Origin of the sequence: Pseudomonas sp. IT-P2 (assembly GCF_949767575.1) — a bacterium.
Taxonomy (GTDB): domain Bacteria; phylum Pseudomonadota; class Gammaproteobacteria; order Pseudomonadales; family Pseudomonadaceae; genus Aquipseudomonas; species Aquipseudomonas pharyngis.
The window spans coordinates 14,371-38,726 of the sequence record NZ_CATKQA010000033.1; the positions used below are offsets into that span (position 1 = coordinate 14,371).

Annotated in this window: 27 protein-coding genes and 1 pseudogene; 14 read left to right on the forward strand and 14 right to left on the reverse strand. The window is 60.1% G+C overall.

Features of this window, described 5'->3' with window-relative positions; translation table 11 throughout:
• Positions 1-49: 49 nt before the first annotated feature.
• The 5 genes from ACM6JM_RS16155 to hisC all read left to right on the forward strand — a co-directional run bounded on the left by ACM6JM_RS16155 (position 50) and on the right by hisC (position 4,846).
• On the forward strand, positions 50-289 hold the full coding sequence (locus ACM6JM_RS16155; RefSeq protein ID WP_074691807.1) for a BolA family protein: 240 nt from the start codon (positions 50-52) through the stop codon (positions 287-289).
• 22 nt (positions 290-311) lie between these two features.
• Complete coding sequence (gene murA / locus ACM6JM_RS16160) at positions 312-1,577, forward strand: UDP-N-acetylglucosamine 1-carboxyvinyltransferase (protein WP_074691804.1); 1,266 nt, start codon at positions 312-314, stop codon at positions 1,575-1,577.
• Positions 1,578-1,704: 127 nt separating this feature from the next.
• On the forward strand, positions 1,705-2,340 hold the full coding sequence (gene hisG / locus ACM6JM_RS16165; protein ID WP_007953554.1) for an ATP phosphoribosyltransferase: 636 nt from the start codon (positions 1,705-1,707) through the stop codon (positions 2,338-2,340).
• A 125-nt stretch (positions 2,341-2,465) separates the two neighbouring features.
• Positions 2,466-3,791 (forward strand): histidinol dehydrogenase, encoded by a 1,326-nt coding sequence (hisD, locus tag ACM6JM_RS16170; RefSeq protein ID WP_007953552.1) that lies wholly within the window; start codon positions 2,466-2,468, stop codon positions 3,789-3,791.
• 2 nt (positions 3,792-3,793) lie between these two features.
• Positions 3,794-4,846, forward strand: a complete 1,053-nt coding sequence (gene hisC / locus ACM6JM_RS16175) for a histidinol-phosphate transaminase (protein ID WP_414882207.1) — start codon at positions 3,794-3,796, stop codon at positions 4,844-4,846.
• Between the two features lie 168 nt (positions 4,847-5,014).
• On the opposite strand, the gene ACM6JM_RS16180 is transcribed toward hisC, so the two are convergent.
• Positions 5,015-5,395, reverse strand: a complete 381-nt coding sequence (locus ACM6JM_RS16180; RefSeq protein ID WP_103385664.1) for a hypothetical protein — start codon at positions 5,393-5,395, stop codon at positions 5,015-5,017.
• A 153-nt stretch (positions 5,396-5,548) separates the two neighbouring features.
• On the opposite strand from ACM6JM_RS16180, the pseudogene ACM6JM_RS16185 reads away from it, so the two are divergent.
• Positions 5,549-5,653, forward strand: a pseudogene (locus tag ACM6JM_RS16185) (hypothetical protein); the annotation flags it as partial.
• 325 nt (positions 5,654-5,978) lie between these two features.
• On the opposite strand, the gene ACM6JM_RS16190 reads toward ACM6JM_RS16185, so the two are convergent.
• The gene (locus ACM6JM_RS16190) at positions 5,979-6,179 is read right to left on the reverse strand and encodes a hypothetical protein (RefSeq protein WP_414882208.1); all 201 of its coding nucleotides are present in this window, start codon (positions 6,177-6,179) and stop codon (positions 5,979-5,981) included.
• 240 nt (positions 6,180-6,419) lie between these two features.
• Positions 6,420-7,577: a Do family serine endopeptidase AlgW gene (gene algW / locus ACM6JM_RS16195; RefSeq protein WP_039769316.1), complete on the reverse strand. Its 1,158-nt coding sequence runs from the start codon at positions 7,575-7,577 to the stop codon at positions 6,420-6,422.
• Between the two features lie 103 nt (positions 7,578-7,680).
• On the opposite strand from algW, the gene ACM6JM_RS16200 reads away from it, so the two are divergent.
• From ACM6JM_RS16200 to cysN, 4 genes are all read left to right on the forward strand, one after another.
• Positions 7,681-8,439 (forward strand): Nif3-like dinuclear metal center hexameric protein, encoded by a 759-nt coding sequence (locus ACM6JM_RS16200; protein WP_011332485.1) that lies wholly within the window; start codon positions 7,681-7,683, stop codon positions 8,437-8,439.
• A 135-nt stretch (positions 8,440-8,574) separates the two neighbouring features.
• Entirely contained in the window at positions 8,575-9,492 is a 918-nt protein-coding gene (gene cysD, locus ACM6JM_RS16205; protein ID WP_007912374.1) for a sulfate adenylyltransferase subunit CysD, read from the forward strand.
• A gap of 104 nt (positions 9,493-9,596) precedes the next feature.
• Positions 9,597-9,938, forward strand: a complete 342-nt coding sequence (locus tag ACM6JM_RS16210) for a four helix bundle protein (RefSeq protein WP_039769318.1) — start codon at positions 9,597-9,599, stop codon at positions 9,936-9,938.
• Positions 9,939-9,991: 53 nt separating this feature from the next.
• Positions 9,992-11,890, forward strand: coding sequence for a sulfate adenylyltransferase subunit CysN (gene cysN / locus ACM6JM_RS16215; RefSeq protein ID WP_085666894.1), 1,899 nt, complete (start codon positions 9,992-9,994; stop codon positions 11,888-11,890).
• A 164-nt stretch (positions 11,891-12,054) separates the two neighbouring features.
• On the opposite strand, the gene ACM6JM_RS16220 is transcribed toward cysN, so the two are convergent.
• Genes ACM6JM_RS16220 through ACM6JM_RS16230 form a run of 3 tightly spaced genes read right to left on the reverse strand, consistent with a single transcriptional unit; the run spans position 12,055 to position 15,463 of the window.
• A complete protein-coding gene (locus ACM6JM_RS16220; RefSeq protein ID WP_414882209.1) occupies positions 12,055-12,960 on the reverse strand; it encodes an acyltransferase in 906 nt (301 codons plus the stop codon).
• 4 nt (positions 12,961-12,964) lie between these two features.
• Positions 12,965-15,064 carry a phosphate acetyltransferase gene (gene pta, locus ACM6JM_RS16225; RefSeq protein WP_039769324.1) on the reverse strand — a complete coding sequence of 700 codons (2,100 nt, stop codon included), beginning with the start codon at positions 15,062-15,064 and terminating at the stop codon, positions 12,965-12,967.
• 60 nt (positions 15,065-15,124) lie between these two features.
• Entirely contained in the window at positions 15,125-15,463 is a 339-nt protein-coding gene (locus ACM6JM_RS16230) for a DUF3565 domain-containing protein (protein ID WP_039769326.1), read from the reverse strand.
• On the opposite strand from ACM6JM_RS16230, the gene ACM6JM_RS16235 reads away from it, so the two are divergent.
• From ACM6JM_RS16235 to ACM6JM_RS16245, 3 genes are all read left to right on the forward strand, one after another.
• Complete coding sequence (locus ACM6JM_RS16235) at positions 15,432-15,917, forward strand: FKBP-type peptidyl-prolyl cis-trans isomerase (RefSeq protein ID WP_007959084.1); 486 nt, start codon at positions 15,432-15,434, stop codon at positions 15,915-15,917. The genes ACM6JM_RS16230 and ACM6JM_RS16235 overlap by 32 nt on opposite strands.
• A 123-nt stretch (positions 15,918-16,040) precedes the next feature.
• Positions 16,041-16,523, forward strand: coding sequence for a glutathione peroxidase (locus ACM6JM_RS16240; RefSeq protein WP_007959082.1), 483 nt, complete (start codon positions 16,041-16,043; stop codon positions 16,521-16,523).
• 157 nt (positions 16,524-16,680) lie between these two features.
• The gene (locus ACM6JM_RS16245) at positions 16,681-17,784 is read left to right on the forward strand and encodes an NADH:flavin oxidoreductase (RefSeq protein ID WP_074691792.1); all 1,104 of its coding nucleotides are present in this window, start codon (positions 16,681-16,683) and stop codon (positions 17,782-17,784) included.
• Here ACM6JM_RS16245 and ACM6JM_RS16250 read toward each other — a convergent pair.
• Both ACM6JM_RS16250 and cysZ read right to left on the reverse strand, forming a co-directional pair.
• Entirely contained in the window at positions 17,753-18,973 is a 1,221-nt protein-coding gene (locus ACM6JM_RS16250) for a glycosyltransferase family 4 protein (RefSeq protein WP_074691789.1), read from the reverse strand. The two genes, ACM6JM_RS16245 and ACM6JM_RS16250, sit on opposite strands and share 32 nt — an antisense overlap.
• Positions 18,974-19,009: 36 nt before the next feature.
• Positions 19,010-19,762 (reverse strand): sulfate transporter CysZ, encoded by a 753-nt coding sequence (gene cysZ, locus ACM6JM_RS16255; protein WP_011332493.1) that lies wholly within the window; start codon positions 19,760-19,762, stop codon positions 19,010-19,012.
• 310 nt (positions 19,763-20,072) lie between these two features.
• Between cysZ and trxB the strand changes: the two genes are divergently transcribed.
• On the forward strand, positions 20,073-21,035 hold the full coding sequence (trxB, locus tag ACM6JM_RS16260; protein ID WP_039769336.1) for a thioredoxin-disulfide reductase: 963 nt from the start codon (positions 20,073-20,075) through the stop codon (positions 21,033-21,035).
• 181 nt (positions 21,036-21,216) lie between these two features.
• Here trxB and ACM6JM_RS16265 read toward each other — a convergent pair whose 3' ends face one another.
• The 6 genes from ACM6JM_RS16265 to ACM6JM_RS16290 form a co-directional block, all read right to left on the reverse strand.
• Positions 21,217-21,555, reverse strand: a complete 339-nt coding sequence (locus ACM6JM_RS16265) for a HopJ type III effector protein (protein ID WP_011332495.1) — start codon at positions 21,553-21,555, stop codon at positions 21,217-21,219.
• Positions 21,548-21,844 (reverse strand): DUF1244 domain-containing protein, encoded by a 297-nt coding sequence (locus ACM6JM_RS16270; RefSeq protein WP_007957206.1) that lies wholly within the window; start codon positions 21,842-21,844, stop codon positions 21,548-21,550. Before ACM6JM_RS16270 ends, ACM6JM_RS16265 begins: the two co-directional genes overlap by 8 nt.
• A 100-nt stretch (positions 21,845-21,944) precedes the next feature.
• Positions 21,945-22,316, reverse strand: coding sequence for a dihydroneopterin triphosphate 2'-epimerase (gene folX, locus ACM6JM_RS16275; RefSeq protein ID WP_007957207.1), 372 nt, complete (start codon positions 22,314-22,316; stop codon positions 21,945-21,947).
• Positions 22,317-22,877, reverse strand: a complete 561-nt coding sequence (gene folE, locus ACM6JM_RS16280) for a GTP cyclohydrolase I FolE (RefSeq protein ID WP_039769341.1) — start codon at positions 22,875-22,877, stop codon at positions 22,317-22,319.
• A gap of 23 nt (positions 22,878-22,900) precedes the next feature.
• Positions 22,901-23,611, reverse strand: a complete 711-nt coding sequence (gene folM / locus ACM6JM_RS16285; protein ID WP_414882210.1) for a dihydromonapterin reductase — start codon at positions 23,609-23,611, stop codon at positions 22,901-22,903.
• A gap of 56 nt (positions 23,612-23,667) precedes the next feature.
• Positions 23,668-24,237 (reverse strand): antibiotic biosynthesis monooxygenase, encoded by a 570-nt coding sequence (locus ACM6JM_RS16290; protein WP_011332499.1) that lies wholly within the window; start codon positions 24,235-24,237, stop codon positions 23,668-23,670.
• Positions 24,238-24,356 lie beyond the last annotated feature (119 nt).

A 24,356-nucleotide genomic window follows, 5' to 3' on the forward strand; every position in this document is an offset into this window, starting at 1 on the left:
TTTGTATGATGTCCGACCCGTGCGCACAGGGCGCCGATTGAGGTTGAGCATGCAGGCCATAGAAGTGAAGAGCTTCCTTGAAGGAAAGCTGCCAGGAACGCTGGTGGAAGTTGAAGGCGAAGGCTGCAACTTTCAGCTGAACGTGATTAGTGATGAACTGGCGGCGTTGAGCCCGGTCAAGCGTCAGCAAAGCATCTATGCCCATTTGAACCCTTGGATCGCCGATGGCAGCATCCACGCGGTCACTATGAAATTTTTCAGCAGCGCGGCCTGGGCCGAGCGCACCTGAGCCCTAGGGCGTCGAGATTCTTATGGATAAATTGATTATTACCGGTGGCGCTCGTCTTGATGGCGAGATCCGCATCTCCGGGGCGAAGAACTCCGCCCTGCCGATCCTGGCCGCCACCCTGCTGTGCGATGGCCCGGTTACCGTCGGCAACCTGCCGCACCTGCACGACATCACCACCATGATCGAGCTGTTCGGTCGCATGGGCATCGAGCCTGTGATCGACGAGAAGCTCAGCGTCGAAATCGACCCGCGCACCATCAAGACCCTGATCGCTCCGTACGAACTGGTGAAAACCATGCGTGCGTCGATCCTGGTGCTTGGCCCGATGGTTGCGCGCTTCGGTGAAGCCGAAGTTGCACTGCCTGGCGGTTGCGCCATCGGTTCGCGTCCGGTCGACCTGCACATCCGTGGTCTGGAAGCCATGGGCGCGGTCATCGACGTCGAAGGCGGCTACATCAAGGCCAAGGCGCCTGAGGGCGGCCTGCGCGGCGCGCATTTCTTCTTCGATACCGTCAGTGTGACCGGTACCGAAAACATCATGATGGCTGCCGCTCTGGCCAAGGGCCGCAGCGTGTTGCAGAACGCCGCTCGCGAACCTGAAGTGGTCGACCTGGCGAACTTCCTCAACGCCATGGGCGCCAAGGTATCCGGTGCCGGCACCGACACCATCACCATCGACGGCGTCGAGCGTCTGGGGTCGGCTTTCTACAAGGTCATGCCTGACCGAATCGAAACCGGCACCTACCTGGTGGCCGCTGCGGTTACCGGTGGCCGTGTGAAGGTCAAGGACACCGATCCGACCATCCTCGAAGCCGTTCTGGAAAAACTCCGTGAAGCCGGCGCAGAAATCACCTGTGGTGAAGACTGGATCGAGCTGAACATGCACGGCAAGCGCCCGAAAGCGGTCAACGTGCGCACTGCGCCGTACCCGGCGTTCCCGACCGACATGCAGGCGCAGTTCATTTCGCTCAACGCCATTGCCGAAGGCACCGGTGCCGTGATCGAGACGATTTTCGAAAACCGCTTCATGCACGTGTACGAACTGCACCGCATGGGCGCCAAGATCCAGGTCGAAGGCAACACGGCCATCGTCACCGGCACCGAAATCCTCAAGGGCGCGCCGGTCATGGCTACCGACCTACGGGCTTCGGCAAGCCTCGTGATCTCGGCCCTGATGGCTGAAGGCGATACCCTGATCGACCGCATCTACCACATCGACCGTGGTTATGAGTGCATCGAGGAAAAACTGCAGATGCTGGGCGCCAGGATCCGTCGCGTTCCGGGCTAGTCGCTGCATCTGGACACAGGGAAGTGTCCGTTGAATTCGTTTTGATCGGGGGTGGCAACGCCCTCGATGTATGTCCGGCGCCGATTGCGACCGGGCATGAGTACCTTGATAAGGACTGACGTTTCCCATGTTGACCATCGCACTGTCCAAGGGCCGCATCCTTGACGACACCCTGCCGCTTCTCGCCGAAGCGGGCATCGTGCCGACCGAGAATCCGGACAAGAGCCGCAAGCTGATCATCCCCACGACCCAGGAAGACGTTCGCCTGTTGATCGTGCGGGCCACCGACGTGCCGACCTATGTCGAGCATGGCGCGGCCGACCTCGGCGTTGCCGGTAAAGACGTGCTGATGGAATACACCGGTCAGGGCCTGTACGAGCCGCTGGATCTGCAGATTGCCCAGTGCAAGCTGATGACCGCCGGCAAGGTCGGCGCGGTCGAGCCCAAGGGGCGCCTGCGCGTCGCCACCAAATTCGTCAACGTCGCCAAGCGTTACTACGCCGAGCAGGGCCGTCAGGTCGACATCATCAAGCTGTATGGCTCGATGGAGCTGGCGCCACTGATCGGTCTGGCCGACAAGATCATCGACGTGGTCGACACCGGCAACACCCTGCGCGCCAACGGCCTGGAACCCCAGGAACTGATCGCCACGATCAGCTCGCGTCTGGTAGTCAATAAAGCTTCGATGAAAATGCAACACGCCCGAATCCAGGCGTTGATCGACACCCTGCGCAAGGCAGTGGAGTCTCGACACCGCGGCTGATGTACCTGCGCGACGTTAAGTCGCGCCCGTCTATCCGCCTCATAGCCAGAATCTCAGGTGCCCAAGCGGAAACGACTGCTAAGTTAGGGCGCCTGAGTTTTTGCCATTCCTATGAGGCTCTCGCTATGACCGCACCGACTGCAATTCGCCGACTCAACGCTGCTGACCCGGATTTCGCGCATCATCTGGATCATCTGCTGAGCTGGGAAAGTGTGTCTGACGACTCGGTCAATCAGCGAGTGCTGGACATCATCAAGGCTGTGCGCGAGCGCGGTGACGCGGCACTGGTCGAGTTCACCCAGAAATTCGACGGCCTCGAAGTCGCCTCGATGGCGGATCTGATCCTGCCGCGCGAGCGTCTGGAACTGGCCCTGACCCGCATCACCGTGCCGCAACGCGAAGCGCTGGAAAAAGCCGCCGCCCGCGTGCGCAGCTATCACGAAAAACAGAAGCAGGACTCCTGGAGCTACACCGAAGCCGACGGCACCGTGCTGGGTCAGAAGGTCACGCCACTGGATCGCGCCGGTCTGTACGTGCCGGGCGGCAAGGCGTCGTACCCGTCCTCGGTGTTGATGAACGCGATTCCGGCCAAGGTCGCCGGCGTGACCGAAGTGGTCATGGTGGTGCCGACCCCGCGCGGTGAAGTCAACGAACTGGTGCTGGCGGCGGCGTGCATCGCTGGCGTCGACCGCGTGTTCACCATCGGTGGTGCGCAAGCCGTTGCCGCATTGGCCTATGGCACCGAAAGCGTGCCGCAGGTGGACAAGGTCGTTGGTCCGGGCAACATCTACGTCGCCACTGCCAAGCGTCACGTGTTTGGTCAGGTCGGCATCGACATGATCGCCGGCCCGTCGGAGATCCTCGTGGTGTGCGACGGCCAGACCGATCCGGACTGGATCGCCATGGACCTGTTCTCCCAGGCCGAGCACGACGAAGATGCCCAGGCGATCCTGGTCAGCCCGGACGCCGAGTTCCTCGACAAGGTCGCCGCCAGCATCGACAAACTGCTGCCGACCATGGATCGCGCGACCATCATCGAAACTTCGATCAATGGTCGTGGTGCGCTGATTCACGTGCGCGACATGGCCCAGGCCATTGAAGTCGCCAACCGCATCGCCCCGGAACACCTTGAGCTGTCGGTCGCCGACCCGCAGGCCTGGCTGCCGCAGATTCGCCACGCCGGCGCGATCTTCATGGGCCGTCACACCTCCGAAGCGCTGGGCGACTACTGCGCGGGTCCGAATCACGTGCTGCCGACCTCCGGCACTGCGCGTTTTTCCTCGCCGCTGGGCGTGTACGACTTTCAGAAACGCTCGTCGATCATCTTCTGCTCCGAGGCCGGCGCTTCCGAGCTTGGCAAGACTGCATCGATTCTGGCCCGTGGCGAATCGCTGAGCGCCCACGCGCGCAGCGCCGAATACCGCATCAAAGACGAAGTGAAGGGGAACTGAACATGAGTAAATTCTGGAGCCCGTTCGTCAAGAATCTGGTGCCTTACGTGCCGGGCGAGCAGCCGAAGCTGACCCGTCTGGTCAAGCTCAACACCAACGAAAACCCGTACGGCCCGTCACCAAAAGCCCTGGCGGCGATGCAGACCGAACTCAACGACAACCTGCGCCTGTACCCGGACCCGAACAGCGATCTGCTGAAAAACGCCGTCGCCAAGTACTACGGCGTACAAAGCAATCAAGTGTTCCTCGGCAACGGTTCGGACGAAGTGCTGGCGCACATCTTCCACGGTCTGCTGCAACACGATCAGCCGATCCTGTTCCCGGACATCAGCTACAGCTTCTATCCGGTTTACTGCGGCCTTTACGGCATCACGTTCGACGCGGTGCCGCTGGATGCGCAGTTCCAGATCAACCCGGCGGACTACGCCAAGCCGAACGGCGGGATCATCTTCCCCAATCCGAACGCACCAACCGGTTGCCTGCTGGCACTGGAAGCGGTCGAGCAGATTCTCAAGGCCAGCCCGGATTCGGTGGTGGTGGTCGACGAGGCCTATATCGACTTCGGTGGCGAAACCGCGATCAGCCTGGTGGATCGTTACCCGAACCTGCTGGTGACCCAGACCCTGTCCAAGTCCCGTTCGCTGGCGGGCCTGCGGGTCGGTCTGGCGGTCGGCCATCCGGACCTGATCGAGGCGCTGGAGCGGATCAAGAACAGCTTCAACTCCTATCCGATCGATCGTATGGCCAACGTCGGCGCGGCGGCGGCGTTCGAGGATCGCGAATACTTCGACAAGACCTGCGCACTGGTCATCGAGAGTCGCGAATGGATGGTTACCCAGTTGCAGGCCAAGGGCTTTGAAGTGCTGCCGTCAGCGGCCAACTTCATCTTCGCCCGGCATCCGCAACACGATGCGGCAGGGCTGGCGGCCAAACTGCGTGAGCAGGGCGTGATCGTGCGTCACTTCAAGCAGGAACGGATTGCCCAGTTCCTGCGGATCTCGATCGGCACGCCGGAGCAGAATCAGGCGTTGATCGACGGTCTGGGCGACCTCTAAATTTTTATAGAAAATGCAGAGGATTCCGTGTTGCAGGGATAAACATGGAATCCTCTTTAAGAATTATATTTTCTTTTTTTTGTCAGTGCTTTGCGGGTACTGATTAGATCTGAAGGGTAGGCGTTGTATCAATCAGATTGATGCAAAGTCTCTTTCTGATTTACTGCGCTAATTCCACTTGATTTCAAATTTTCCTTCGATTTTTTTGCCACTCCCATCGGTAAAATCAAATGATCCGGAGGCCTCCAGGTTGTGGGAGAACTTTACGGTCACTCGTCCTGTTACTGCACTATAACGCTTGCTGCCATAGTCCAAAGTCCAATTGATGTGGGGTTTGTTCTCGAAATCATCCGTGTAGAGGTAGGTGGACTCTGTATTCGGCTTCGCGCTTTGGGCATACCCGATGAAAATAGCTTCTCCGTTGTTTGTTCCTGCTAGATAACCGCCGTTGTTTTCCGAAAATTCATGCCGCTCTACATTGTTGAAATCTATGGGCGAGCCGCCCTCAATTCGCACAGTAAAGTGGCCGACTTGTTTAACCGAAGCCATGATTTTCATTCCTTTGTAAGGAGCTGTTTTTTAAGAGGCGTTTAATAAACTTGTTGCACTGGTGATGCTAGTTTCATGTGATTCGGTTAGCTACTGTCATAAATGATAGGTTTTTAGAACTTTTTGCGATAATTCTGCACTCAATCAGAGGGAGTCGTGCGCCACTTCAAGCAGGAGCGGATTGCCCAGTTCCTGCGGATCTCGATCGGTACGCCGGAGCAGAATCAGGCGTTGATCGATGGGCTCGGCGATTTATGATTGTTGAATAAGCACAGTTCCCGCTTTGTCGGCGGGGACTGTGCGGATCAGCGGTCATAGCTCTGTTCTTGAACAGACTTATTCGAGACGTTTTTGGGCTTTGAATGTAATTTTTGCAACATCGCCGCTCTCGGAAATCATTTCAATGGTTGCGTCAATACTTCTGTAACCAGTTGAGAATGTTCCGGTGGTCGAGCCGGTTCTAGGATAGTGCAGTTTATTTTCGTACTTTAAAGCCCAGCCAAAATGATGGTCTGTAACGCCGCGTTCGTAAAGCTGTTGAAAGTTATATTGTGTGTTGGCAAGCAGGCTAACGACAAAGACATCATTGTCTGCCCCCCCCCCCCTCGGGTGAGCCGTCAGCCGGTTTTATGTAGTTTGCGGTCATCAAGCCGTTATTGAAGAAAACAATTTTCGACGTAAGCCTTTTACCCTGCCATTCGATGTTGGCCTCTCCGATGTCGAAGCTTGGTTCATCCTTGCTGTCTGGTAGTTTTTTGAAATCGTACGGTTGTTGAGTTGTCATGGTTCTTCCTTTCAGAAACGAAGTTGATGGGATCAAACTCAACTCTCTGTGGCCGAGTTGCGGAAGCTCAACATTAATAGACAGACGAACTGAGCTCACCTGTCATATCTGACAGGTGAGCTAGATTCATTGGTTTGGAAAGTTATCGCGAACGCAATCAAAGGACATTCAGACACATTGCATGTCTGGGTGAGGGGGCGGCGCGAACGCCCCCGCTTTCATAGCCATTTGGGGCGAGTCTTACTCTTCTTTTTCCTTCATCGGTGCCGGCGGCGGACGCAGACCGATCTCGGCGGTCAGCTTCAACTCCTTGCCATTGCGCATCACCTGAATCGTGACCTTGTCGGTCGGCTTGATCCGTGCAACCTGATTCATCGACTTGCGGCCATCACCGGCCGGTTCGCCGTCGATGCTCAGGATCACGTCACCCAGTTGCAGGCCGGCCTTCTGGGCCGGGCCGTCGCGGAAAATCCCCGCCACGACGATTCCCGGACGCCCGGACAGGCCAAACGACTCGGCCAGTTCCTGAGTCAGCGGTTGTACTTCGATGCCGAGCCAGCCGCGAATCACCTGGCCGTGCTCGATGATCGATTTCATCACTTCCATCGCCAGTTTCACCGGGATCGCAAAACCGATGCCCTGGGAGCCGCCGGACTTGGAGAAAATCGCGGTGTTGATGCCGGTGAGGTTGCCGTTGGCGTCGACCAGTGCGCCGCCGGAGTTGCCCGGGTTGATCGCCGCGTCGGTCTGGATGAAGTCTTCGTAGTTGTTCAGGCCCAGCTGATTACGGCCGGTGGCGCTGATGATGCCCATGGTCACGGTCTGGCCGACGCCGAACGGGTTGCCGATGGCCAGTGCGACGTCGCCGATGCGGATGTTGTCGGAGCGGCCGACGGTGATCGACGGCAGGGTTTTCAGGTCGATCTTCAGGACTGCGAGGTCGGTTTCCGGGTCGCTGCCGATCACTCGGGCCAGGGTTTCGCGACCGTCCTTGAGCGCCACGACGATCTGGTCGGCACCGCTGGTGACGTGGTTGTTGGTCAGGATGTAGCCTTCCGGGCTCATGATCACCCCGGAGCCGAGGCTCGATTCCATGCGCTTCTGCTTCGGCGAGTTGTCACCGAAGAAGCGGCGGAACTGCGGGTCTTCGAACAGCGGATGGCTTGGTTTGTTGATGACTTTGGTGGTGTACAGGTTAACCACCGACGGCGCGGCGATGCTCACCGCGTCGGCATAGGACACCGGCCCCTGCTGCACGCTGGTGGTCTGCGGGGCCTGTTGCAGGTTGACGTCGAGGCTCGGAAGCCCGACCCACTGCGGGTAACGCTGAATAATCAACAGAGCGATAAGCACGCCGGCCAACAGCGGCCAGCCGAAAAAACGCAGCGCCTTGAGCATTAAGCACGTCCTGGAAAAGTTGCAGGCGGGGTCAGACCGCCCGTAATGTCGCGCATTATACGAGGCCGCGCGTGCCTCTGAACGGGATATTTAGGAGTCTTTCATGGCCGTCGCCCTGAGCACCCTGGTCGAAGAAGCCGACCGTTACCTTGGCAGTGCGAAAATTGCCGATTATTGCCCCAATGGTCTGCAGGTCGAGGGCCGTCCGCAGGTGATGCGCATCGTCAGTGGTGTCACCGCCAGCCAGGCGTTGCTCGATGCCGCCGTCGAAGCCGAAGCCGATCTGGTGCTGGTGCATCACGGTTATTTCTGGAAGGGCGAGAACCCGTGCATTACCGGCATGAAGCAGCGCCGTTTGAAGACGCTGCTCAAGCACGACATCAGTCTGCTCGGTTATCACCTGCCGCTGGATCTGCACCCGGACGTCGGCAATAACGTGCAACTGGCCCGTCAGCTGGACATCACCGTCGAAGGGCCGCTGGATCCGGACAATCTGAAGATCGTCGGTCTGGTCGGTTCACTGAGCGAGCCGATGACTCCGCGTGACTTCGCTCGCAAAGTGCAGGAAGTCATGGGCCGTGAGCCGCTGCTGGTCGAAGGCAGTGCGATGATCCGCCGTGTTGGCTGGTGCACCGGCGGCGGTCAGGGCTACATCGACAACGCCATCGCTGCCGGCGTCGATCTGTTCCTCAGCGGCGAAGCCTCCGAGCAGACGTTCCACAGCGCCCGGGAAAACGACATCAGCTTCATCGCCGCCGGCCACCACGCCACCGAACGCTATGGCGTGCAGGCGCTGGGCGATTATCTGGCGAAACGTTTTGCGCTGGAGCACATCTTTATCGATTGCCCGAATCCGATCTGAGCGCCCGAACAGGCAGGCATATTCATATACCCTTTCGATCTAGTTGGCGTCCTGATTAGAAGGGGTCGCTGTGCTAGGATTCCCCGCTCGAACACGGCCCGCTGGCCGTTCATAAGAAAGCTTTCGTGAGTAGCCATGGTCGACAAACTGACGCATCTGAAACAGCTGGAGGCGGAAAGCATCCACATCATCCGCGAGGTGGCCGCCGAGTTCGACAACCCGGTGATGCTGTACTCCATCGGTAAAGACTCCGCCGTGATGCTGCATCTGGCACGCAAGGCGTTCTTCCCGGGCAAACTGCCGTTTCCGGTGATGCACGTCGACACCCGCTGGAAATTCCAGGAAATGTACAAGTTCCGCGACAAGATGGTCGAAGAGCTTGGCCTGGACCTCATCACTCACATCAACCCCGATGGCGTGGCGCAGAACATCAACCCGTTCACCCACGGCAGCGCCAAGCACACCGACATCATGAAGACCGAGGGCCTGAAGCAGGCACTCGACAAGCATGGTTTCGACGCCGCTTTCGGCGGTGCCCGTCGCGATGAAGAGAAGTCCCGCGCCAAGGAGCGCGTCTACTCGTTCCGTGACAGCAAACACCGCTGGGACCCGAAGAACCAGCGTCCCGAGCTGTGGAACGTCTACAACGGCAAGGTCAACAAGGGCGAATCCATTCGTGTGTTCCCGCTGTCGAACTGGACCGAGCTGGACATCTGGCAGTACATCTACCTCGAAGGCATCCCGATCGTACCTTTGTACTTCGCCGCCGAACGCGAAGTGATCGAAAAGAACGGCACGCTGATCATGATCGACGACGAGCGCATCCTCGAGCACCTGTCCGATGAGGACAAGGCGCGCATCGTCAAAAAGAAAGTGCGTTTCCGTACCCTTGGCTGCTACCCGTTGACGGGCGCGGTGGAGTCCGAGGCCGAAAGCCTGACGGACATCATTCAGGAAATGCTCCTGACGCGAACTTCCGAGCGCCAGGGCCGGGTCATCGACCACGATGGCGCAGGCTCGATGGAAGACAAGAAACGTCAGGGGTACTTTTAAGCTTCGAGTTACAAGCCGCAAGCTGCAAGTTAAAGGCGGTATGCGTAACTTTGCAGTTTGGTGCTTGCAGACGGTTGCTGTGAGCCGGAATCGGATGGCTCGTAATGGATTTCGAGAAGCTGGTTGTTTGGCAGCGAAGCAAGTGTCTGGCAGTGGGGATCTACAGAGAGTTCGCACGATGTGGGGATTTTGGATTCAAGGACCAAATCACCCGCTCAGCACTTTCAGTGCCTTCCAATATCGCCGAGGGCATGGAGCGTCGTAGTACCAGAGAAAAAATTCATTTTCTTTGGGTTGCGAAAGGCTCTTGTGGGGAGTTGCGAACCCAGGTCCTTATTGCTCGAGACATTGCATATATCGCAGACCCGCTGGCTGAAAACTGGATTATGGAAACTCGCGAGCTTTCTCGAATGCTGGGCGGGTTGATTAACAAAATTTCTGACTAGCTGTACGCCGACAAGCTTGCCGCTTGAAGCTTACAGCTCGGAGCTTGAATGCAATGAGCCACGCATCTGATTTGATCAGCGAGGACATCCTCGCCTACCTGGGCCAGCACGAACGTAAAGAGCTGCTGCGCTTTTTGACCTGCGGTAACGTCGATGACGGCAAGAGCACCCTGATCGGGCGCCTGCTGCACGACTCGAAGATGATCTACGAAGATCACCTCGAAGCCATCACCCGCGACTCGAAGAAAGTCGGCACCACCGGTGACGACATCGACCTGGCATTGCTGGTCGACGGCCTGCAGGCCGAGCGCGAGCAGGGCATCACCATCGATGTCGCCTACCGCTATTTCTCCACCGCCAAGCGCAAATTCATCATCGCCGACACCCCCGGCCATGAGCAGTACACCCGCAACATGGCCACCGGTGCGTCCACCTGTGACCTGGCGATCATCCTGGTCGACGCCCGTTACGGCGTGCAGACCCAGACCCGCCGCCACAGCTTTATCGCATCCCTGTTGGGCATCAAGCACATCGTTGTTGCCATCAACAAGATGGACCTCAAGGGCTTCGATCAGGGCGTGTTCGAGTCGATCAAGGCCGACTACCTGAAGTTCGCCGAAGGCTTGAAGATGAAGCCGACCAGCATGCACTTCGTGCCGATGTCCGCTCTGAAGGGCGACAACGTGGTGAACAAGTCCGAGCGCTCGCCGTGGTACACCGGCCAGTCGCTGATGGAAATCCTCGAGACCGTGGAAGTGGCGGGCGACCGCAACTTCACCGATCTGCGTTTCCCGGTGCAGTACGTCAACCGTCCGAACCTGAACTTCCGCGGTTTCGCCGGCACCCTGGCCAGCGGCATCGTCAAGAAGGGCGACGAGGTCGTGGTGCTGCCGTCGGGCAAGAGCAGCCGCGTGAAATCCATCGTCACTTTCGAAGGTGAACTGGAACACGCCGGCCCTGGCCAGGCCGTGACGCTGACCATGGAAGACGAGATCGACATCTCCCGTGGCGACCTGCTGGTACACGCCGACAACGTTCCGCCAGTGACCGACAGCTTCGAAGCGATGCTGGTATGGATGGCTGAAGAGCCGATGCTGCCGGGCAAGAAATACGACATCAAGCGCGCCACCAGTTACGTGCCGGGCTCCATCGCCAGCATCGTCAACAAGGTCGACGTCAACACCCTCGAAGAGGGCCCGGCGAGCGCGTTGCAGCTCAACGAAATCGGCAAGGTGAAGATCGCGCTCGACGCGCCGATCGCCCTCGACGGTTACGACAGCAACCGCACCACCGGCGCGTTCATCGTCATCGACCGTTTGACCAACGGCACCGTCGGCGCCGGCATGATCGTCGCCCAGCCGGTGACCCACGGTACGGCTACGCATCACGGCAAACTGGCCCATGTAGCGACCGAAGAACGCGCTCAGCGTTTCGGTCAGCAACCGGCTACCGTGCTGTTCAGCGGCCTGTCCGGTGCTGGCAAGAGCACCTTGGCATACGCGGTCGAGCGCAAGCTGTTCGATCTGGGGCGTGCGGTGTTTGTGCTGGATGGCCAGAACCTGCGTCACGATCTCAACAAGGGTCTGCCGCAGGATCGCGCCGGTCGCACCGAGAACTGGCGTCGTGCCGCGCATGTGGCGCGTCAGTTCAACGAAGCGGGTCTGCTGACGCTTGCGGCGTTCGTCGCGCCGAGTGCCGAAGGCCGTGAACAGGCGAAGGATCTGATTGGCAAGGAGCGTCTGCTGACGGTCTATGTCCAGGCCTCGCCGACTGTTTGCGCCGAGCGTGATCCGCAAGGTCTGTATGCTGCGGGTGGCGACAACATTCCGGGCGAATCCTTCCCGTATGATGTGCCGCTGGATGCTGATCTGGTGATCGACACCCAGTCGCTGTCGCTGGATGAAAGCGTCAAGCAGGTGCTGGATCTGCTGCGCAAGCGTGGCGCGATTTAAGCGTTCGCTGCAAAAAGAAAACCCGCAGACAAGTGATTGTCTGCGGGTTTTTTATAGATCGTTCCCACGCTCTGCGTGGGAATGCCTCATTGGACGCTCCGCGTCCGCTTCGACAGGGACGCAGAGCGTGGGAACGATCAGTGCCTCAAGGTGCGAACGATCGATTAGCGGCGATCCGGATATTCGCGGTGCATCTGTTCGAGCAACGCATCCTTGTCTTGCCAAAGCTGGTTGATCCAGCCCTGGAATTGCAGGCGGTATTCGCCGTCCTGGTCGTAGTTTTTGCCGATGAACTGCGGTGGGATTTTCAGTTCTTCGAAGTGCACCACTACGTCTCGGACGTTGCCGCACAACAGATCCCAGAAGCCAGGGCGTCCGCCCGGGTAGTGGATGGTGACGTTGACGATCGATTCCAGCTGTTCGCCCATCGCATCCAGCACGAATGCGATGCCGCCGGCCTTGGGCTTGAGCAGGTATTTGAACGGTGATTGCTGCTGCGCATGCTTGCCTTCGGTAAAGCGTGTGCCCTCGACGAAGTTGAAGATGCCTACCGGATTGTCGCGGAATTTCGCGCAGGTCTTGCGGGTGGTTTCGAGGTCTTTGCCTTTCTTTTCCGGGTGTTTTTCCAGATAGGCTTTTGAATAGCGCTTCATGAACGGGAAGCCCAGTGTCCACCACGCCAGGCCGATGACCGGGACCCAGATCAGTTCCTGCTTGAGAAAGAACTTCAACGGCTGGATGCGTCGGTTGAGCACGTATTGCAGCACCAGGATGTCGACCCAGCTCTGGTGGTTGCTGGTGATCAGGTACGAGTGCTGGTAGTCCAGACCTTGCAGACCGCTGAGGTGCCAGCGGGTGCGGCGCACCAGGTTCATCCAGCCTTTGTTGTTGCTGATCCAGGCTTCGTGGGTGTGGCTCATCAGCCAGCGTGAGGCGCGGCGTGCGAGGTCGAACGGCAGCACTTTGATCAGTGCCACGAGAAACAGGAACGAGCACAGCAGAATCGTGTTCAGCGCCAGCAGCAGCGCGGCGATTACGCCGCGCAGGGTGGCAGGGAGAAAAGCCAGCATCGGGTCAGATATCCAGAGGTCGGTTGGCAGCCTGAATCGCGGTCAGGGCGATGGTGTAGACGATGTCATCGACCTGCGCGCCGCGCGGCAGATCGTTCACCGGTTTGCGCAGGCCTTGCAGCATCGGGCCGAGGCTCACGCAATCGGCGCTGCGCTGCACGGCTTTGTGGGTGGTGTTGCCGGTGTTCAGGTCGGGGAACACGAACACCGTGGCGCGACCGGCCACCTGGCTGTTCGGCGCCAGTTGCCGGGCCACGGTTTCGTTGGCGGCGGCGTCGTACTGCAACGGCCCGTCGATCAGCAGCGAGTGCTGTTGTTCGTGGGCGAGCAGGGTGGCTTCGCGGACTTTCTCGACTTCTTCGCCGGTGGCGGATTCGCCGCTGGAGTAGCTGATCATCGCCACGCGCGGGGTGATGCCGAAGGCGGCGGCCGAGTCGGCGCTTTGCAGGGCGATCTCCGCCAGTTCGCTGGCGCTCGGGTGCGGGTTCATCACGCAGTCGCCGTAGACCAGTACTTCTTCGGGAAACAGCATGAAGAACACCGACGACACCAGCGTGCAGCCCGGCGCCGTCTTGATCAACTGCAAGGCCGGGCGGATGGTGTTGGCGGTGGTGTTGATGACGCCGGAAACCAGCCCGTCGACTTCATCCAGCGCCAGCATCATGGTGCCGATCACCACGGTGTCTTCCAATTGCTGCTCGGCCATCGGCGCGTTGAGGCTTTTGCTCTTGCGCAGGGCGACCATCGGTTCGACGTAGCGCTCACGGATCAGGTCCGGATCGAGAATTTCCAGCCCCGGCGGCAACACGATGCCCTGGGCCCGGGCGACGGCTTCGACGTCCGCCGGTTTGGCCAGCAGCACGCAACGGGCAATCCCGCGCTCCTGACAGATCGCCGCCGCCTGCACGGTGAACGGCTCGCTGCCTTCGGGCAGGACGATGCGTTTGTTGGCGGCCTGCGCGCGTTGAATCAATTGATAGCGGAACACCGCCGGCGACAGGCGCATTTCCCGTGGCGTGCCACAGCGCTGGTGCAGCCAGTTGGCATCGAGGTGACTGGCGACGAAGTCGGTAATGATCTCCGCACGTTCGCGGTCATCGACGGGGATTTCCTTGTTCAGGCCGTTGAGCAGGTTGGCGGTGTCGTAGGAGCCGGTGCTCACCGACAGCACCGGCAAGCCAGCCTGCAACGCGCCACGGCACAGGTCCATGATGCGCGGATCGGGCAGGGTGTCGCTGGTCAGCAGCAGGCCGGCCAGCGGTACGCCGTTGATGGCCGCGAGGCTGACGGCGAGGATGATGTCGTCGCGATCGCCAGGGGTTACCACCAGCACGCCGGGCTTGAGCAGATCCACGGTGTTGCGCATGGTGCGCGCGCAAATGATGGTCTTGGTCATGCGCCGGGTTTCGTAGTCGCCGGCGTTGAGCACCTGGGCGCCCATCAGGTCGGCGACGTCGCGGGTGCGCGGGGCGTTGAGTTCAGGCTGGAACGGAATGCAGCCGAGCAGACGGAAATCCCCCGTGCGCAGCAATGGCGAATGCTCTTTCAGACGCGCGGCGAAGGCGTCCATGCTTTCGTCGGTCTTGACCTTGTTGAGGATCACGCCGAGGACTTTCGGGTCTTTCGGCCCACCGAACAACTGCGCCTGCAACTCGACGCGGCCGGACAGCTCGGTCAGCACTTCGTTTTCCGGGGCCGAGACCAGAATCACCTCGGCATCGAGGCTCTTGGCCAGGTGCAGGTTGACCCGCGCGGCGTAGCTGGCGCTGCGGGTCGGCACCATGCCTTCGACGACCAGCACGTCTTTGCCGATGGCGGCCTGCTGGTAGAGGGTGATGATTTCTTCGAGCAACTCGTCGAGCTGGCCGTCGCCGAGCATCCGCTCGACGTGGGCCAGGCCCAGTGGCTGCGGCGGTTTCAGGCCGTGGGTGCGGGCCACCAGCTCGGTGGAGCGCTCAGGGCCGGTGTCGCCCGGATGCGGCTGGGCAATCGGTTTGAAGAAGCCGACTTTCAGCCCGGCCCGCTCCAGCGTACGCACCAGCCCGAGGCTGATGGAGGTCAGACCCACACCAAAGTCGGTGGGCGCGATAAAAAAAGTTTGCATGCGGATTCTCTAAGGGTGCATGGCAATGGCGATCGTCTCTGTGTGCCGATCTGCCGCAATTCAGTCGCCAAGGTTATCGCTAACCGAGCCTTGTGCGCACCAACCGCAAGCAAAGGGTTGGCCTATTTTTTCAATACGTTGAGCGGCGTCCAGCACCCACGCCCGGGACTGCCAGGGCGGGAGGTGGCGCAGGTGCTGGGTGTGGCCGCAGGAGAGCTCGGCGACCCAGTGGCCGTCCTCATCCTGATGGAATCCGCTGACCGTCACGGGCGCCAATCCGTCCCGTCTGTCCGGGTTCTGTTCGCTTTCGGGCAAATCCTTGTTTAGACTTGTCCGTTCTTCATTCTTATGCAAAAGGTCTCGCCCCATGCTGATCGCCGCCAATAAGGCTGTCTCCATCGACTATACCCTGACCAACGACGCTGGTGAGGTCATCGACAGCTCCGCCGGCGGCGCTCCGCTGGTCTACCTGCATGGCGCAGGCAACATCATCCCGGGCCTGGAAAAAGCCCTGGAAGGTAAAGAAGTCGGCAACGAGCTGGACGTTTCCGTCGAGCCGGAAGATGCCTACGGCGAATACGCCGCCGAACTGGTCAGCACCCTGAGCCGCAGCATGTTCGAAGGCGTTGACGAGCTGGAAGTCGGCATGCAGTTCCACGCTTCGGCGCCGGACGGCCAGATGCAGATCGTCACCATTCGTGACCTGGACGGCGACGACGTCACTGTCGACGGCAACCACCCGCTGGCCGGTCAGCGCCTGAACTTCAAAGTGAAGGTCGTTGCCATCCGTGATGCCAGCCAGGAAGAAATCGCTCATGGTCACGTCCATGGCGAAGGTGGCCATCACCACTGATTTTCTGCGCTAAGCTTTCGAGTACTGGAGAGGCGCCCGAGGGCGCCTTTTTAGTCCGCGGCTGTCCTTGGTGGTCTCGCCAAGTGGCTGTTTCGAGTAGAAAACGGGAATCTGGAGTTCGTCATGAGTGCTTTTCACGACCTTAAGTTGACAGCCCTGGATGGCCAGGAGCTACCGCTGGCACCCTTCAAGGGCCAAGTCGTGCTGGTGGTCAACGTCGCCTCCAAATGCGGCTTGACCCCACAGTACGCGGCACTGGAAAACCTTTATCAGCAATACAAAGGCAAAGGCTTCAGTGTGCTGGGCCTGCCGTGCAACCAGTTTGCCGGCCAGGAACCGGGCAGTGAGCAGGAGATCCAGGAATTCTGCAGCCTCAACTATGGCGTGAGTTTTCCATTGTCGAAAAAGCTCGAAGTCAACGGTCACGACCGCCATCAGCTGTACCGTCTGCTGGCGGGCGAGGGCGCGGAGTTTCCCGGTGACATCACCTGGAATTTCGAGAAATTCCTGCTCGGCAAGGACGGTCGGGTGCTGGCGCGATTCTCGCCGCGCACGGCGCCGGATGATCCTTCGGTGATCACGGCGATTGAAAAAGCCCTGAGCTGAAGCACAAAAATCGCAGCCATCGAGCTGCGATTTTTTTCGCCTGCCTTTTGACCCTTAATCATTCAGATCAATAGTGCTATCGGCTGGGTGGAACTAAACATATTATCGCCGTCATATGAATCGCATGCCCGTCGATCAACTTTTCGTGGAGCCTCCCATGCCCGTGCAAGCCCTGTTCAAACCGTTCCAGCTCGGTGCCCTCGAACTGCCGACCCGCGTGGTCATGGCACCGATGACCCGTTCGTTTTCCCCGGGTGGCGTCCCCAATTCCAAAGTGATCGAGTACTACCGTCGCCGCGCGGCGGCCGGCGTCGGTCTGATCATCACCGAAGGCACTACCGTCGGCCATCAGGCTTCCAACGGTTACCCGAACGTGCCGCACTTCTACGGTGAAGCCGCGCTGGCCGGTTGGAAAAAAGTCGTGGAAGCGGTACACGCCGAAGGCGGCAAAATCGTTCCGCAACTGTGGCACGTCGGCAATGTGCGCCGTCTGGGCACCGAGCCGGACGCGAGCGTGCCGGGTTATGGCCCGTCGGAAAAACTCAAGGACGGTCAGGTCGTCGTACACGGCATGACCAAACAGGACATTCAGGACGTGATCGCCGCCTTCGCCCAAGCGGCGAAAGATGCCCAGAGCATCGGCATGGACGGCGTGGAAATCCACGGCGCCCACGGTTACCTGATCGACCAGTTCTTCTGGGAGGGCAGCAACCAGCGCACCGACGAATACGGTGGCAGCCTGGCCAACCGTTCGCGTTTCGCCATCGAGCTGATTCAGGCCGTACGTGAGGCGGTGGGCGAAGGCTTCCCGATCATCTTCCGCTTCTCGCAGTGGAAACAGCAGGACTACACCGCGCGTCTGGTGCAAACCGCCGAAGCGCTGGGCGAGTTCCTCAAGCCGTTGTCCGACGCCGGCGTGGACATTTTCCACTGCTCGACGCGCCGTTTCTGGGAGCCGGAATTCGACGGTTCCGACCTGAACCTGGCTGGCTGGACACGCAAGCTGACCGGCAAACCGACCATCACCGTCGGCAGCGTCGGCCTCGACGGCGAGTTCCTGCAGTTCATGGTCAACACCGACAAGGTCGCGCAACCGGCCAGTCTGGAAAAACTGCTGGAGCGTCTGAACAACGACGAGTTCGATCTGGTGGCAGTGGGGCGTGCGCTGCTGGTGGATCCGGACTGGGCGCTGAAAGTGCGCGAAGGCCGCGAGCAGGACATTCTGCCGTTCAGCCGTGAGGCGTTGATGACGCTGGTTTGATCGTTGTGGGAGGCTTGTCGCGCAGGTCGCGGCAAGCCCCCAACAAATGGTTTTCAAACTGTTCGACGATAGCCGCCCAACCCTGGCGGCTGGCGTGTTGGCGTGCGTTCAGGCGTACGCAGCGCAACCGTTCATCCTCTTCCAGCAGCCACGCCGCTGCCTCGCAGAACGCCTCTTCATCCCCGGGCATCGCCAGCACGCCGTTGTAGCCATGGCGAATATGCTGGGCCGCCGCAGCCTGATCGTAAGCCACCACCCCGAGGCCCGAGGCCAGCGCTTCCAGCACGACGTTGCCGAAGGTTTCGGTCAGGCTCGGAAACAAAAACACATCCCCCGATGCATAGTGCGCCGCCAGCGCTTCGCCCCGTTGCGAGCCGCAGAAAATTGCCTCGGGCAGTTCATTTTCCAGTGCCATTCGTTGCGGCCCGTCGCCGACCACGATCAGCTTCAGATTGCGTTGTGGATAAGTGCCGGCGAGCTTTTCGAAACTGCGCTTGAGCAGGCCCAGATTCTTCTCTGGTGCCAGGCGTCCTACGTGAATGACCGCAATGTCCTGCTCGCCAAGACCCCATTGCTCACGCAAGGCATTCAGGCGCTTGGCCGGGTGAAACAACTGACTGTCGACACCTCGCGACAGCAGCGCCAGGCGCTCGAAGTGCCGGCGCTCCAGTTCCAGGCGCTGGCTGACGCTCGGCACCAGGGTCAGGGCCGAACGATTGTGAAACCAGCGCAGATAGTGGGTGAGCAAGCGCGTCAGCAAACCCAGCCCATATTGGTGGGTGTACTGCTGGAAATTGGTATGAAAGCCGCTGACCACGGCAATCCCCAGACGCCGTGCCGCGCGCAATGCCGACAACCCGAGCGGGCCTTCGGTGGCGATATAGAGCACGTCCGGGCGCTGGCGCGTCCAGCGCCGCAGCAACTTGTGCATCGACGACTGCCCCCATTGCAGCCCCGGATAACCCGGCAACGGCCAGCCTCGGCACAGCAGCAGCGAGTCATCTTCACTTCGCTGCGGATCGTCGGCCTGACGCGGTCGCACCAGTTCCACCCGATGCCCGCGTGCGCGCAAGCCGTCGCACAAGCGGCCAAGGGTATTGGCCACGCCGTTGATTTCCGGTGGGAAGGTTTCGCTGATGAGGGTGATATGTAGAGCTGTCGTCATGACCTCAGTGTCGGCTGAGGCCATGTCGTGGTTGTGACGTTCGGATGATGGATTTGTGACTTAGCGTTGAGTCACCAGATTCTCGGCTCCGCGCTCACGCACCCAGAACAGCGTCGCGCCAGCCACGGCGGCCGGCATCATCAGGATATTGACCACCGGAATCAGCAACACCAGATAAACGATCCCGCCGAAGCTCATGCTCTGCCAGCGTTTCTGGCGCAGCCAGGCGAGCATTTCGTTCCAGCCGAGCTTGTGGTTATCCGCCGGGTAGTCGATGTACTGGATCGCCATCATCCACACCCCGAACAACAGCCACAGCGGTGCGGCGACGATGTTCACCACCGGGATGAACGAGAGGATGAACAGGCCGATCGCCCGGGGCAGGAAGTAACCGAGCTTGCGCATTTCCCGGGCCAGGGTGCGCGGGATCATGGCGATCAGTTCACCCCAGCTGAAGGCCGGGAAGTCGTCGGTGCCGCGTACCACCACTTCAACCTTTTCCGCGAGGAAACCGTTGAATGGGGCGGCGATCACGTTGGCCAGCATGGTGAAGGTGAAGAACACCATCAACGCCACCAGCACCACGAACAGCGGCCACAGGATGTAACTGAGAAAGCTCAGCCATTCGGGCAGCGACGGCATCAGCGTGTCGACCCAGAGGCTGAACTGGTGACCGGCCAGATAGATCAATCCGACGAACAGCACCAGATTGATGGCCAGCGGCAGCAGCACGAACAGGCGCAGGCCCGGGCTCAAGACCAGTTTGAGGCCTTCGCGCAGGTATTGCGGGCCGGACAGAACAGGGGCGGGCATAAGGTGCTCCGAGCAAGGGAAAACGCGCCGACCTTACCGACTTTGCAGAACCTGTGAAAGCGCGGCAGCGGGATCGACATTCACTGTAACAAAGACGTCCATCTCGTCAGTGTGTCGGCATAGAGACCACCTATGAGCTGGATTGTTAAACCGTATTTCCTTAATCTTGCCCCCCTCGATACGCTGCACCCAACTTTTTACAGGACTGTCGAGCTCACGCCTTCCCCAAGGTTATCCACAGTCCTTTTTTATTCCCGCCGGCAGTCCGGCGTCCGGCCAGGTGTCTTGGCCGGTCAACAGGAGCAGGTTCATGTCTGAAGTCCGTCATTCGCGAGTGATCATCCTCGGTTCCGGCCCTGCCGGTTACAGCGCTGCCGTCTACGCTGCCCGCGCCAACCTCAAGCCGCTGCTGATCACCGGCATGCAGGCCGGCGGTCAACTGACCACCACCACCGAAGTCGACAACTGGCCGGGCGACGTCCATGGTCTGACCGGCCCGGTGCTGATGGAGCGCATGCGTGAGCACGCCGAGCGTTTTGAAACCGAGATCGTCTTCGATCACATCAATGCTGTGGACTTCGCTTCCAAGCCATACAGCCTGACCGGCGACAGCGGCACCTACACCTGCGACGCGCTGATCATTGCTACCGGCGCCAGCGCTCGTTACCTGGGCCTGCCGTCGGAAGAGGCGTTCATGGGTAAAGGCGTTTCGGCCTGCGCGACCTGCGACGGTTTCTTCTATCGCAACAAGCCGGTGGCCGTTGTCGGTGGCGGCAACACCGCTGTCGAAGAAGCCCTGTACCTGGCCAACATCGCCAGCAAGGTCACCCTGATCCACCGTCGCGAAACCTTCCGCGCCGAGAAGATCCTGATCGACAAGCTCAACGCCCGTGTGGCCGAAGGCAAGATCGAGCTGAAACTGAACGCGACCCTGGACGAAGTGCTGGGCGACAACATGGGCGTGACCGGTGCACGTCTGAAGAACAACGACGGCAGCTTCGACGAAATCAAGGTCGACGGCGTGTTCATCGCGATCGGCCACACCCCGAACACCTCGCTGTTCGAAGGTCAGCTGGAGCTGAAGGACGGTTACCTCGTCGTTCAGGGCGGCCGTGAAGGCAACGCCACCGCGACCAGCGTCGAAGGCATCTTCGCTGCCGGCGACGTGGCCGACCACGTTTACCGTCAGGCCATCACCTCGGCCGGCGCTGGCTGTATGGCGGCACTGGACACCGAGCGTTACCTGGACGGTCTGCAGAACGCTTCGTTCTAAGATCGCAGACAACACGACAATGATCGTTCCCACGCTCTGCGTGGGAATGCCTCATCTGGACGCTCTGCGTCCTTGGGACGCGGAGCGTCCCCGGCTGCATTCCCACGCAGAGCGTGGGAACGATCTGACGAAAAAAACCGGCCAATTGGCCGGTTTTTTCATGCCTGCGATTCGCTCGGAATCAGCGGCGGGTCAGCGGTTGCGCTTCGAATTTCACGCCCGCCAGACCGTGCTGGATCAGCGCACGGATATTGCCGTGATCGCTGCCTTCAGGGGTTGCCACGACCGAACGGTAGTGTTCGCCGAACGCCAGCAGTGCTTCTTCATCGCTCAAGCCTTCCAGCAACGCCAGACCCAGGGTCTTGCACGAACCTTCGTTCTGCCCGGCGGCGTTTTCCACGCCACCGTTGTTGAACGCCTGCGGCTGGTAGTCGTAACCGGCGGCGATGAAGGACAGGGTGTCGGCAAAAACGTGTTCGCCGCTCTTGAGGCTGGCGCGCAGGGTGTTCAGATCACTCATTGGGTTTTCCTTTGGCAAACGCCGCTTGCTGTTCGGCGCTGGCTTCTTGCTGATATTGGGCTTTCCAGTCGGCGTACGGCATGCCGTAAACCACTTCACGGGCATCGTCGAGGCTGACCTCGATCCGGCGCTCGTCGGCCTCGGCCTTGTACCACTTGGACAGGCAGTTGCGGCAGAACCCGGCGAGGTTCATCAGGTCAATGTTCTGCACGTCCTTGCGGCTGTCCAGGTGGGCGACCAGCCGGCGGAAGGCGGCGGCTTCGAGTTCGAGGCGTTGTTGTTCGGTCATGGAAGTCTCTTCGAGACAGCTGAGAGCGGCAAGCTCCAAGCTGCAAGATTCTGGATGGTGGGTGCCCCTAGCTTACCGCTTGAAGCTCGAGGCTTGAAGCTTAGCGGCTGGCGGCGAGGGTGATCGACACCGACTCGGCAAAACGCAAGGCATGCGGCTTGTCGACTTCAACCTCGGCATACAGCACCGACTCGTTGGCCATCACCAGATCCAGCAGCTCTTGGGTCAGGCGTTCGAGCAGCGCGAAGCGGTTGCCTTCCACGTGGGCGATGATCGCCTTGGTGATGGTGCGGTAGTTCAGCGCGTGGTCGATGTCGTTGTCACGCACCGCTTCCTGCGCGGCATACAAGATGGTCAGGTTGATCAGCACATCCTGCTTGTTGAGGATTTCGTCCTCGTTGATCCCGATAAAGGTGCGCAGGCGCAGATCCTTGACCCGGATGCGCGCCATTCCCGGTTGAAGTTGTGGCATTTACTTGCTCCGTCCAATCAATTGCAGGAACTCCTGGCGGGTGTTGCTCGACTCGCGGAAGGCGCCGAGCATCACCGAGGTGTTCATGGTCGAATTCTGTTTCTCGACACCGCGCATCATCATGCACATGTGCCGGGCTTCGATGACCACCGCGACACCGGCGGCATCGGTGACTTGCCGGACCGCCTCGGCGATCTGGCGGGTGAGGTTTTCCTGGATCTGCAGGCGGCGGGCGAACATGTCCACCAGCCGTGCGATCTTCGACAGCCCCAGCACCTTGCCCGTCGGAATATAAGCCACATGGGCCTTACCGATGAAGGGCAGCAGGTGATGTTCGCACAACGAATAGAGCTCGATGTCGGCGACGATAATCATTTCGTCGGTGTCGGAGGCAAACAACGCGCCATTGACGATCTCTTCAACGCTCTGTTCGTAGCCGTGACACAGATACTGCATGGCCTTGGCCGCCCGCACCGGTGTGTCGAGCAGTCCTTCGCGGTCAGGGTTTTCACCCAGGCCGATCAGGATCTCGCGGTAATTCTCGGGCAGGGAACGGGTCATGGAGCATCCTCGCGGGGGGCGTATTACTTGATGTGCCGCCCGCCGTTGACGGTCAGGGTCGTGCCGGTGACATACGGGTTGTCGAGCAGATAACGCAGGCTCTGATAAATCACTTCGCTGCCGGGTTCGATGCCCAGCGCGGACTTGGCCAGCGCCTTGGCGCGGTACGCCGCGTCGTCGTCGGGATTGAACAATAGCAGGGCTGGCGCGATGCCGTTGACCTTGATTGACGGCGCGTAGCGCGCAGCGAAGGACAACGTGAGACTGTCGAGTCCGGCCTTGCTGGCGCAATAGCCGATGTGTTTGCTGCTGCCCTTGCGCGTGACGTCATCGCTGATGTGGATGATGTCGGCAGGGCTCGAACGTTGCAGCAGTTCGGCGCAATGCAGGTTGATCAGGTAGGGCGCCAGCATATGAATGTTGAACATGCGGCTGAAGGCTTCGGCTTCGCCGTCGTCGGTTTCCGCCAGCCACTCCGAGGCGTTGTGCACGATGGCGCGCAGGCTGTCGGTGTGAGTCTTCAGTTCGGTGATGAACGCGAGGATCGAAGCTTCACTGGAAAAATCCGCATGCAACCCGAGGGCGCCCAGATCCCGCAACGTCTTCACCCCCGGTCGTTCGCTGCGGTAGGTAAAGATCACCCGATGGCCGTCTTCCAGCAGACGCTGCGCACAATGCAGGCCAACCCGCTGGCCGGCGCCGGTGATGAGGATGGGAGCGGTGGGAGAAGTCATGTACGGCTCGCGTCGAAGTCAGAGCAAAAACTATAACAGCGACGCGAGCGACGGCTTCAGCGATTTTGCGTGGAGGGGGCGGCAGGCAGCGGGCGTGCAGGCGCCGGGTTGAGCCAGCCGGCCAGCAGGCGGGTCGACAGCGGAATGAAGAAATAGACCATCAACGGGGTCAGGCACAGCGTGCTGATGAAGACTCTCGGCAACAGGCTCATTTCAGCGAGCAGCGGGCCCAGCACGAAGTTGAACAGCAGCGACACCGGGAAGAACGCCAGCCAGATCGCCACGGCCTGTTTCCAGCGCGGCGGGCGATGACCGGCAGCACCGAACCAGCCTTCGATCCCGCTGACCCGATGTTCCGTCGGGTGGGCAAACAGATCGCTGCCACGGGCCAGCCATGCAGTGCGCGATGCCGAGTGTTCCCAGGCGTGCAGGGTCTGTTCGTCGACGAAGCGGAAAATGATCTGGAATTCATCGTCGCCGGGAGGCGGTGCCAGTACGCCGGAGCCGAGATAACCGGGGAAGTCGGTGGCCAGTTGTTCGCCTTCTCGCAACCAGGCGATCAGGTCCTGATAACGACCATTGGCGACACGACGCGCTACCATCAGCGTCACGGGGGAAGTAGACATTGTGTATCTCCGTATTGCAGGTGCGTCGCTCCGGGTAGGAGTTTCGCCTGACGCAGCGCCGGGGTAGAGGGCTGCGTTTTTTGACAAGCAAGGATTATTCCTCATTTTCGTGTCGAACC

Bases quoted from the DNA above. Each gene is read 5' to 3' on its own strand.
- ACM6JM_RS16290 (WP_011332499.1), bottom strand. From the start codon at position 24,237: ATGTCTACTTCCCCCGTGACGCTGATGGTAGCGCGTCGTGTCGCCAAT.
- hisG (WP_007953554.1), top strand. From the start codon at position 1,705: ATGTTGACCATCGCACTGTCCAAGGGCCGCATCCTTGACGACACCCTG.
- ACM6JM_RS16245 (WP_074691792.1), top strand. From the start codon at position 16,681: ATGCCCGTGCAAGCCCTGTTCAAACCGTTCCAGCTCGGTGCCCTCGAA.
- folE (WP_039769341.1), bottom strand. From the start codon at position 22,877: ATGACCCGTTCCCTGCCCGAGAATTACCGCGAGATCCTGATCGGCCTG.
- ACM6JM_RS16250 (WP_074691789.1), bottom strand. From the start codon at position 18,973: ATGGCCTCAGCCGACACTGAGGTCATGACGACAGCTCTACATATCACC.
- ACM6JM_RS16190 (WP_414882208.1), bottom strand. From the start codon at position 6,179: ATGACAACTCAACAACCGTACGATTTCAAAAAACTACCAGACAGCAAG.
- ACM6JM_RS16155 (WP_074691807.1), top strand. From the start codon at position 50: ATGCAGGCCATAGAAGTGAAGAGCTTCCTTGAAGGAAAGCTGCCAGGA.
- ACM6JM_RS16265 (WP_011332495.1), bottom strand. From the start codon at position 21,555: ATGAGTGATCTGAACACCCTGCGCGCCAGCCTCAAGAGCGGCGAACAC.
- hisC (WP_414882207.1), top strand. From the start codon at position 3,794: ATGAGTAAATTCTGGAGCCCGTTCGTCAAGAATCTGGTGCCTTACGTG.
- trxB (WP_039769336.1), top strand. From the start codon at position 20,073: ATGTCTGAAGTCCGTCATTCGCGAGTGATCATCCTCGGTTCCGGCCCT.
- ACM6JM_RS16230 (WP_039769326.1), bottom strand. From the start codon at position 15,463: ATGGAGACAGCCTTATTGGCGGCGATCAGCATGGGGCGAGACCTTTTG.
- folX (WP_007957207.1), bottom strand. From the start codon at position 22,316: ATGCCACAACTTCAACCGGGAATGGCGCGCATCCGGGTCAAGGATCTG.
- cysN (WP_085666894.1), top strand. From the start codon at position 9,992: ATGAGCCACGCATCTGATTTGATCAGCGAGGACATCCTCGCCTACCTG.
- cysZ (WP_011332493.1), bottom strand. From the start codon at position 19,762: ATGCCCGCCCCTGTTCTGTCCGGCCCGCAATACCTGCGCGAAGGCCTC.
- folM (WP_414882210.1), bottom strand. From the start codon at position 23,611: ATGACTTCTCCCACCGCTCCCATCCTCATCACCGGCGCCGGCCAGCGG.
- ACM6JM_RS16235 (WP_007959084.1), top strand. From the start codon at position 15,432: ATGCTGATCGCCGCCAATAAGGCTGTCTCCATCGACTATACCCTGACC.
- murA (WP_074691804.1), top strand. From the start codon at position 312: ATGGATAAATTGATTATTACCGGTGGCGCTCGTCTTGATGGCGAGATC.
- ACM6JM_RS16220 (WP_414882209.1), bottom strand. From the start codon at position 12,960: ATGCTGGCTTTTCTCCCTGCCACCCTGCGCGGCGTAATCGCCGCGCTG.
- ACM6JM_RS16180 (WP_103385664.1), bottom strand. From the start codon at position 5,395: ATGGCTTCGGTTAAACAAGTCGGCCACTTTACTGTGCGAATTGAGGGC.
- pta (WP_039769324.1), bottom strand. From the start codon at position 15,064: ATGCAAACTTTTTTTATCGCGCCCACCGACTTTGGTGTGGGTCTGACC.
- ACM6JM_RS16240 (WP_007959082.1), top strand. From the start codon at position 16,041: ATGAGTGCTTTTCACGACCTTAAGTTGACAGCCCTGGATGGCCAGGAG.
- algW (WP_039769316.1), bottom strand. From the start codon at position 7,577: ATGCTCAAGGCGCTGCGTTTTTTCGGCTGGCCGCTGTTGGCCGGCGTG.
- hisD (WP_007953552.1), top strand. From the start codon at position 2,466: ATGACCGCACCGACTGCAATTCGCCGACTCAACGCTGCTGACCCGGAT.
- ACM6JM_RS16200 (WP_011332485.1), top strand. From the start codon at position 7,681: ATGGCCGTCGCCCTGAGCACCCTGGTCGAAGAAGCCGACCGTTACCTT.
- ACM6JM_RS16270 (WP_007957206.1), bottom strand. From the start codon at position 21,844: ATGACCGAACAACAACGCCTCGAACTCGAAGCCGCCGCCTTCCGCCGG.
- ACM6JM_RS16210 (WP_039769318.1), top strand. From the start codon at position 9,597: ATGGATTTCGAGAAGCTGGTTGTTTGGCAGCGAAGCAAGTGTCTGGCA.
- cysD (WP_007912374.1), top strand. From the start codon at position 8,575: ATGGTCGACAAACTGACGCATCTGAAACAGCTGGAGGCGGAAAGCATC.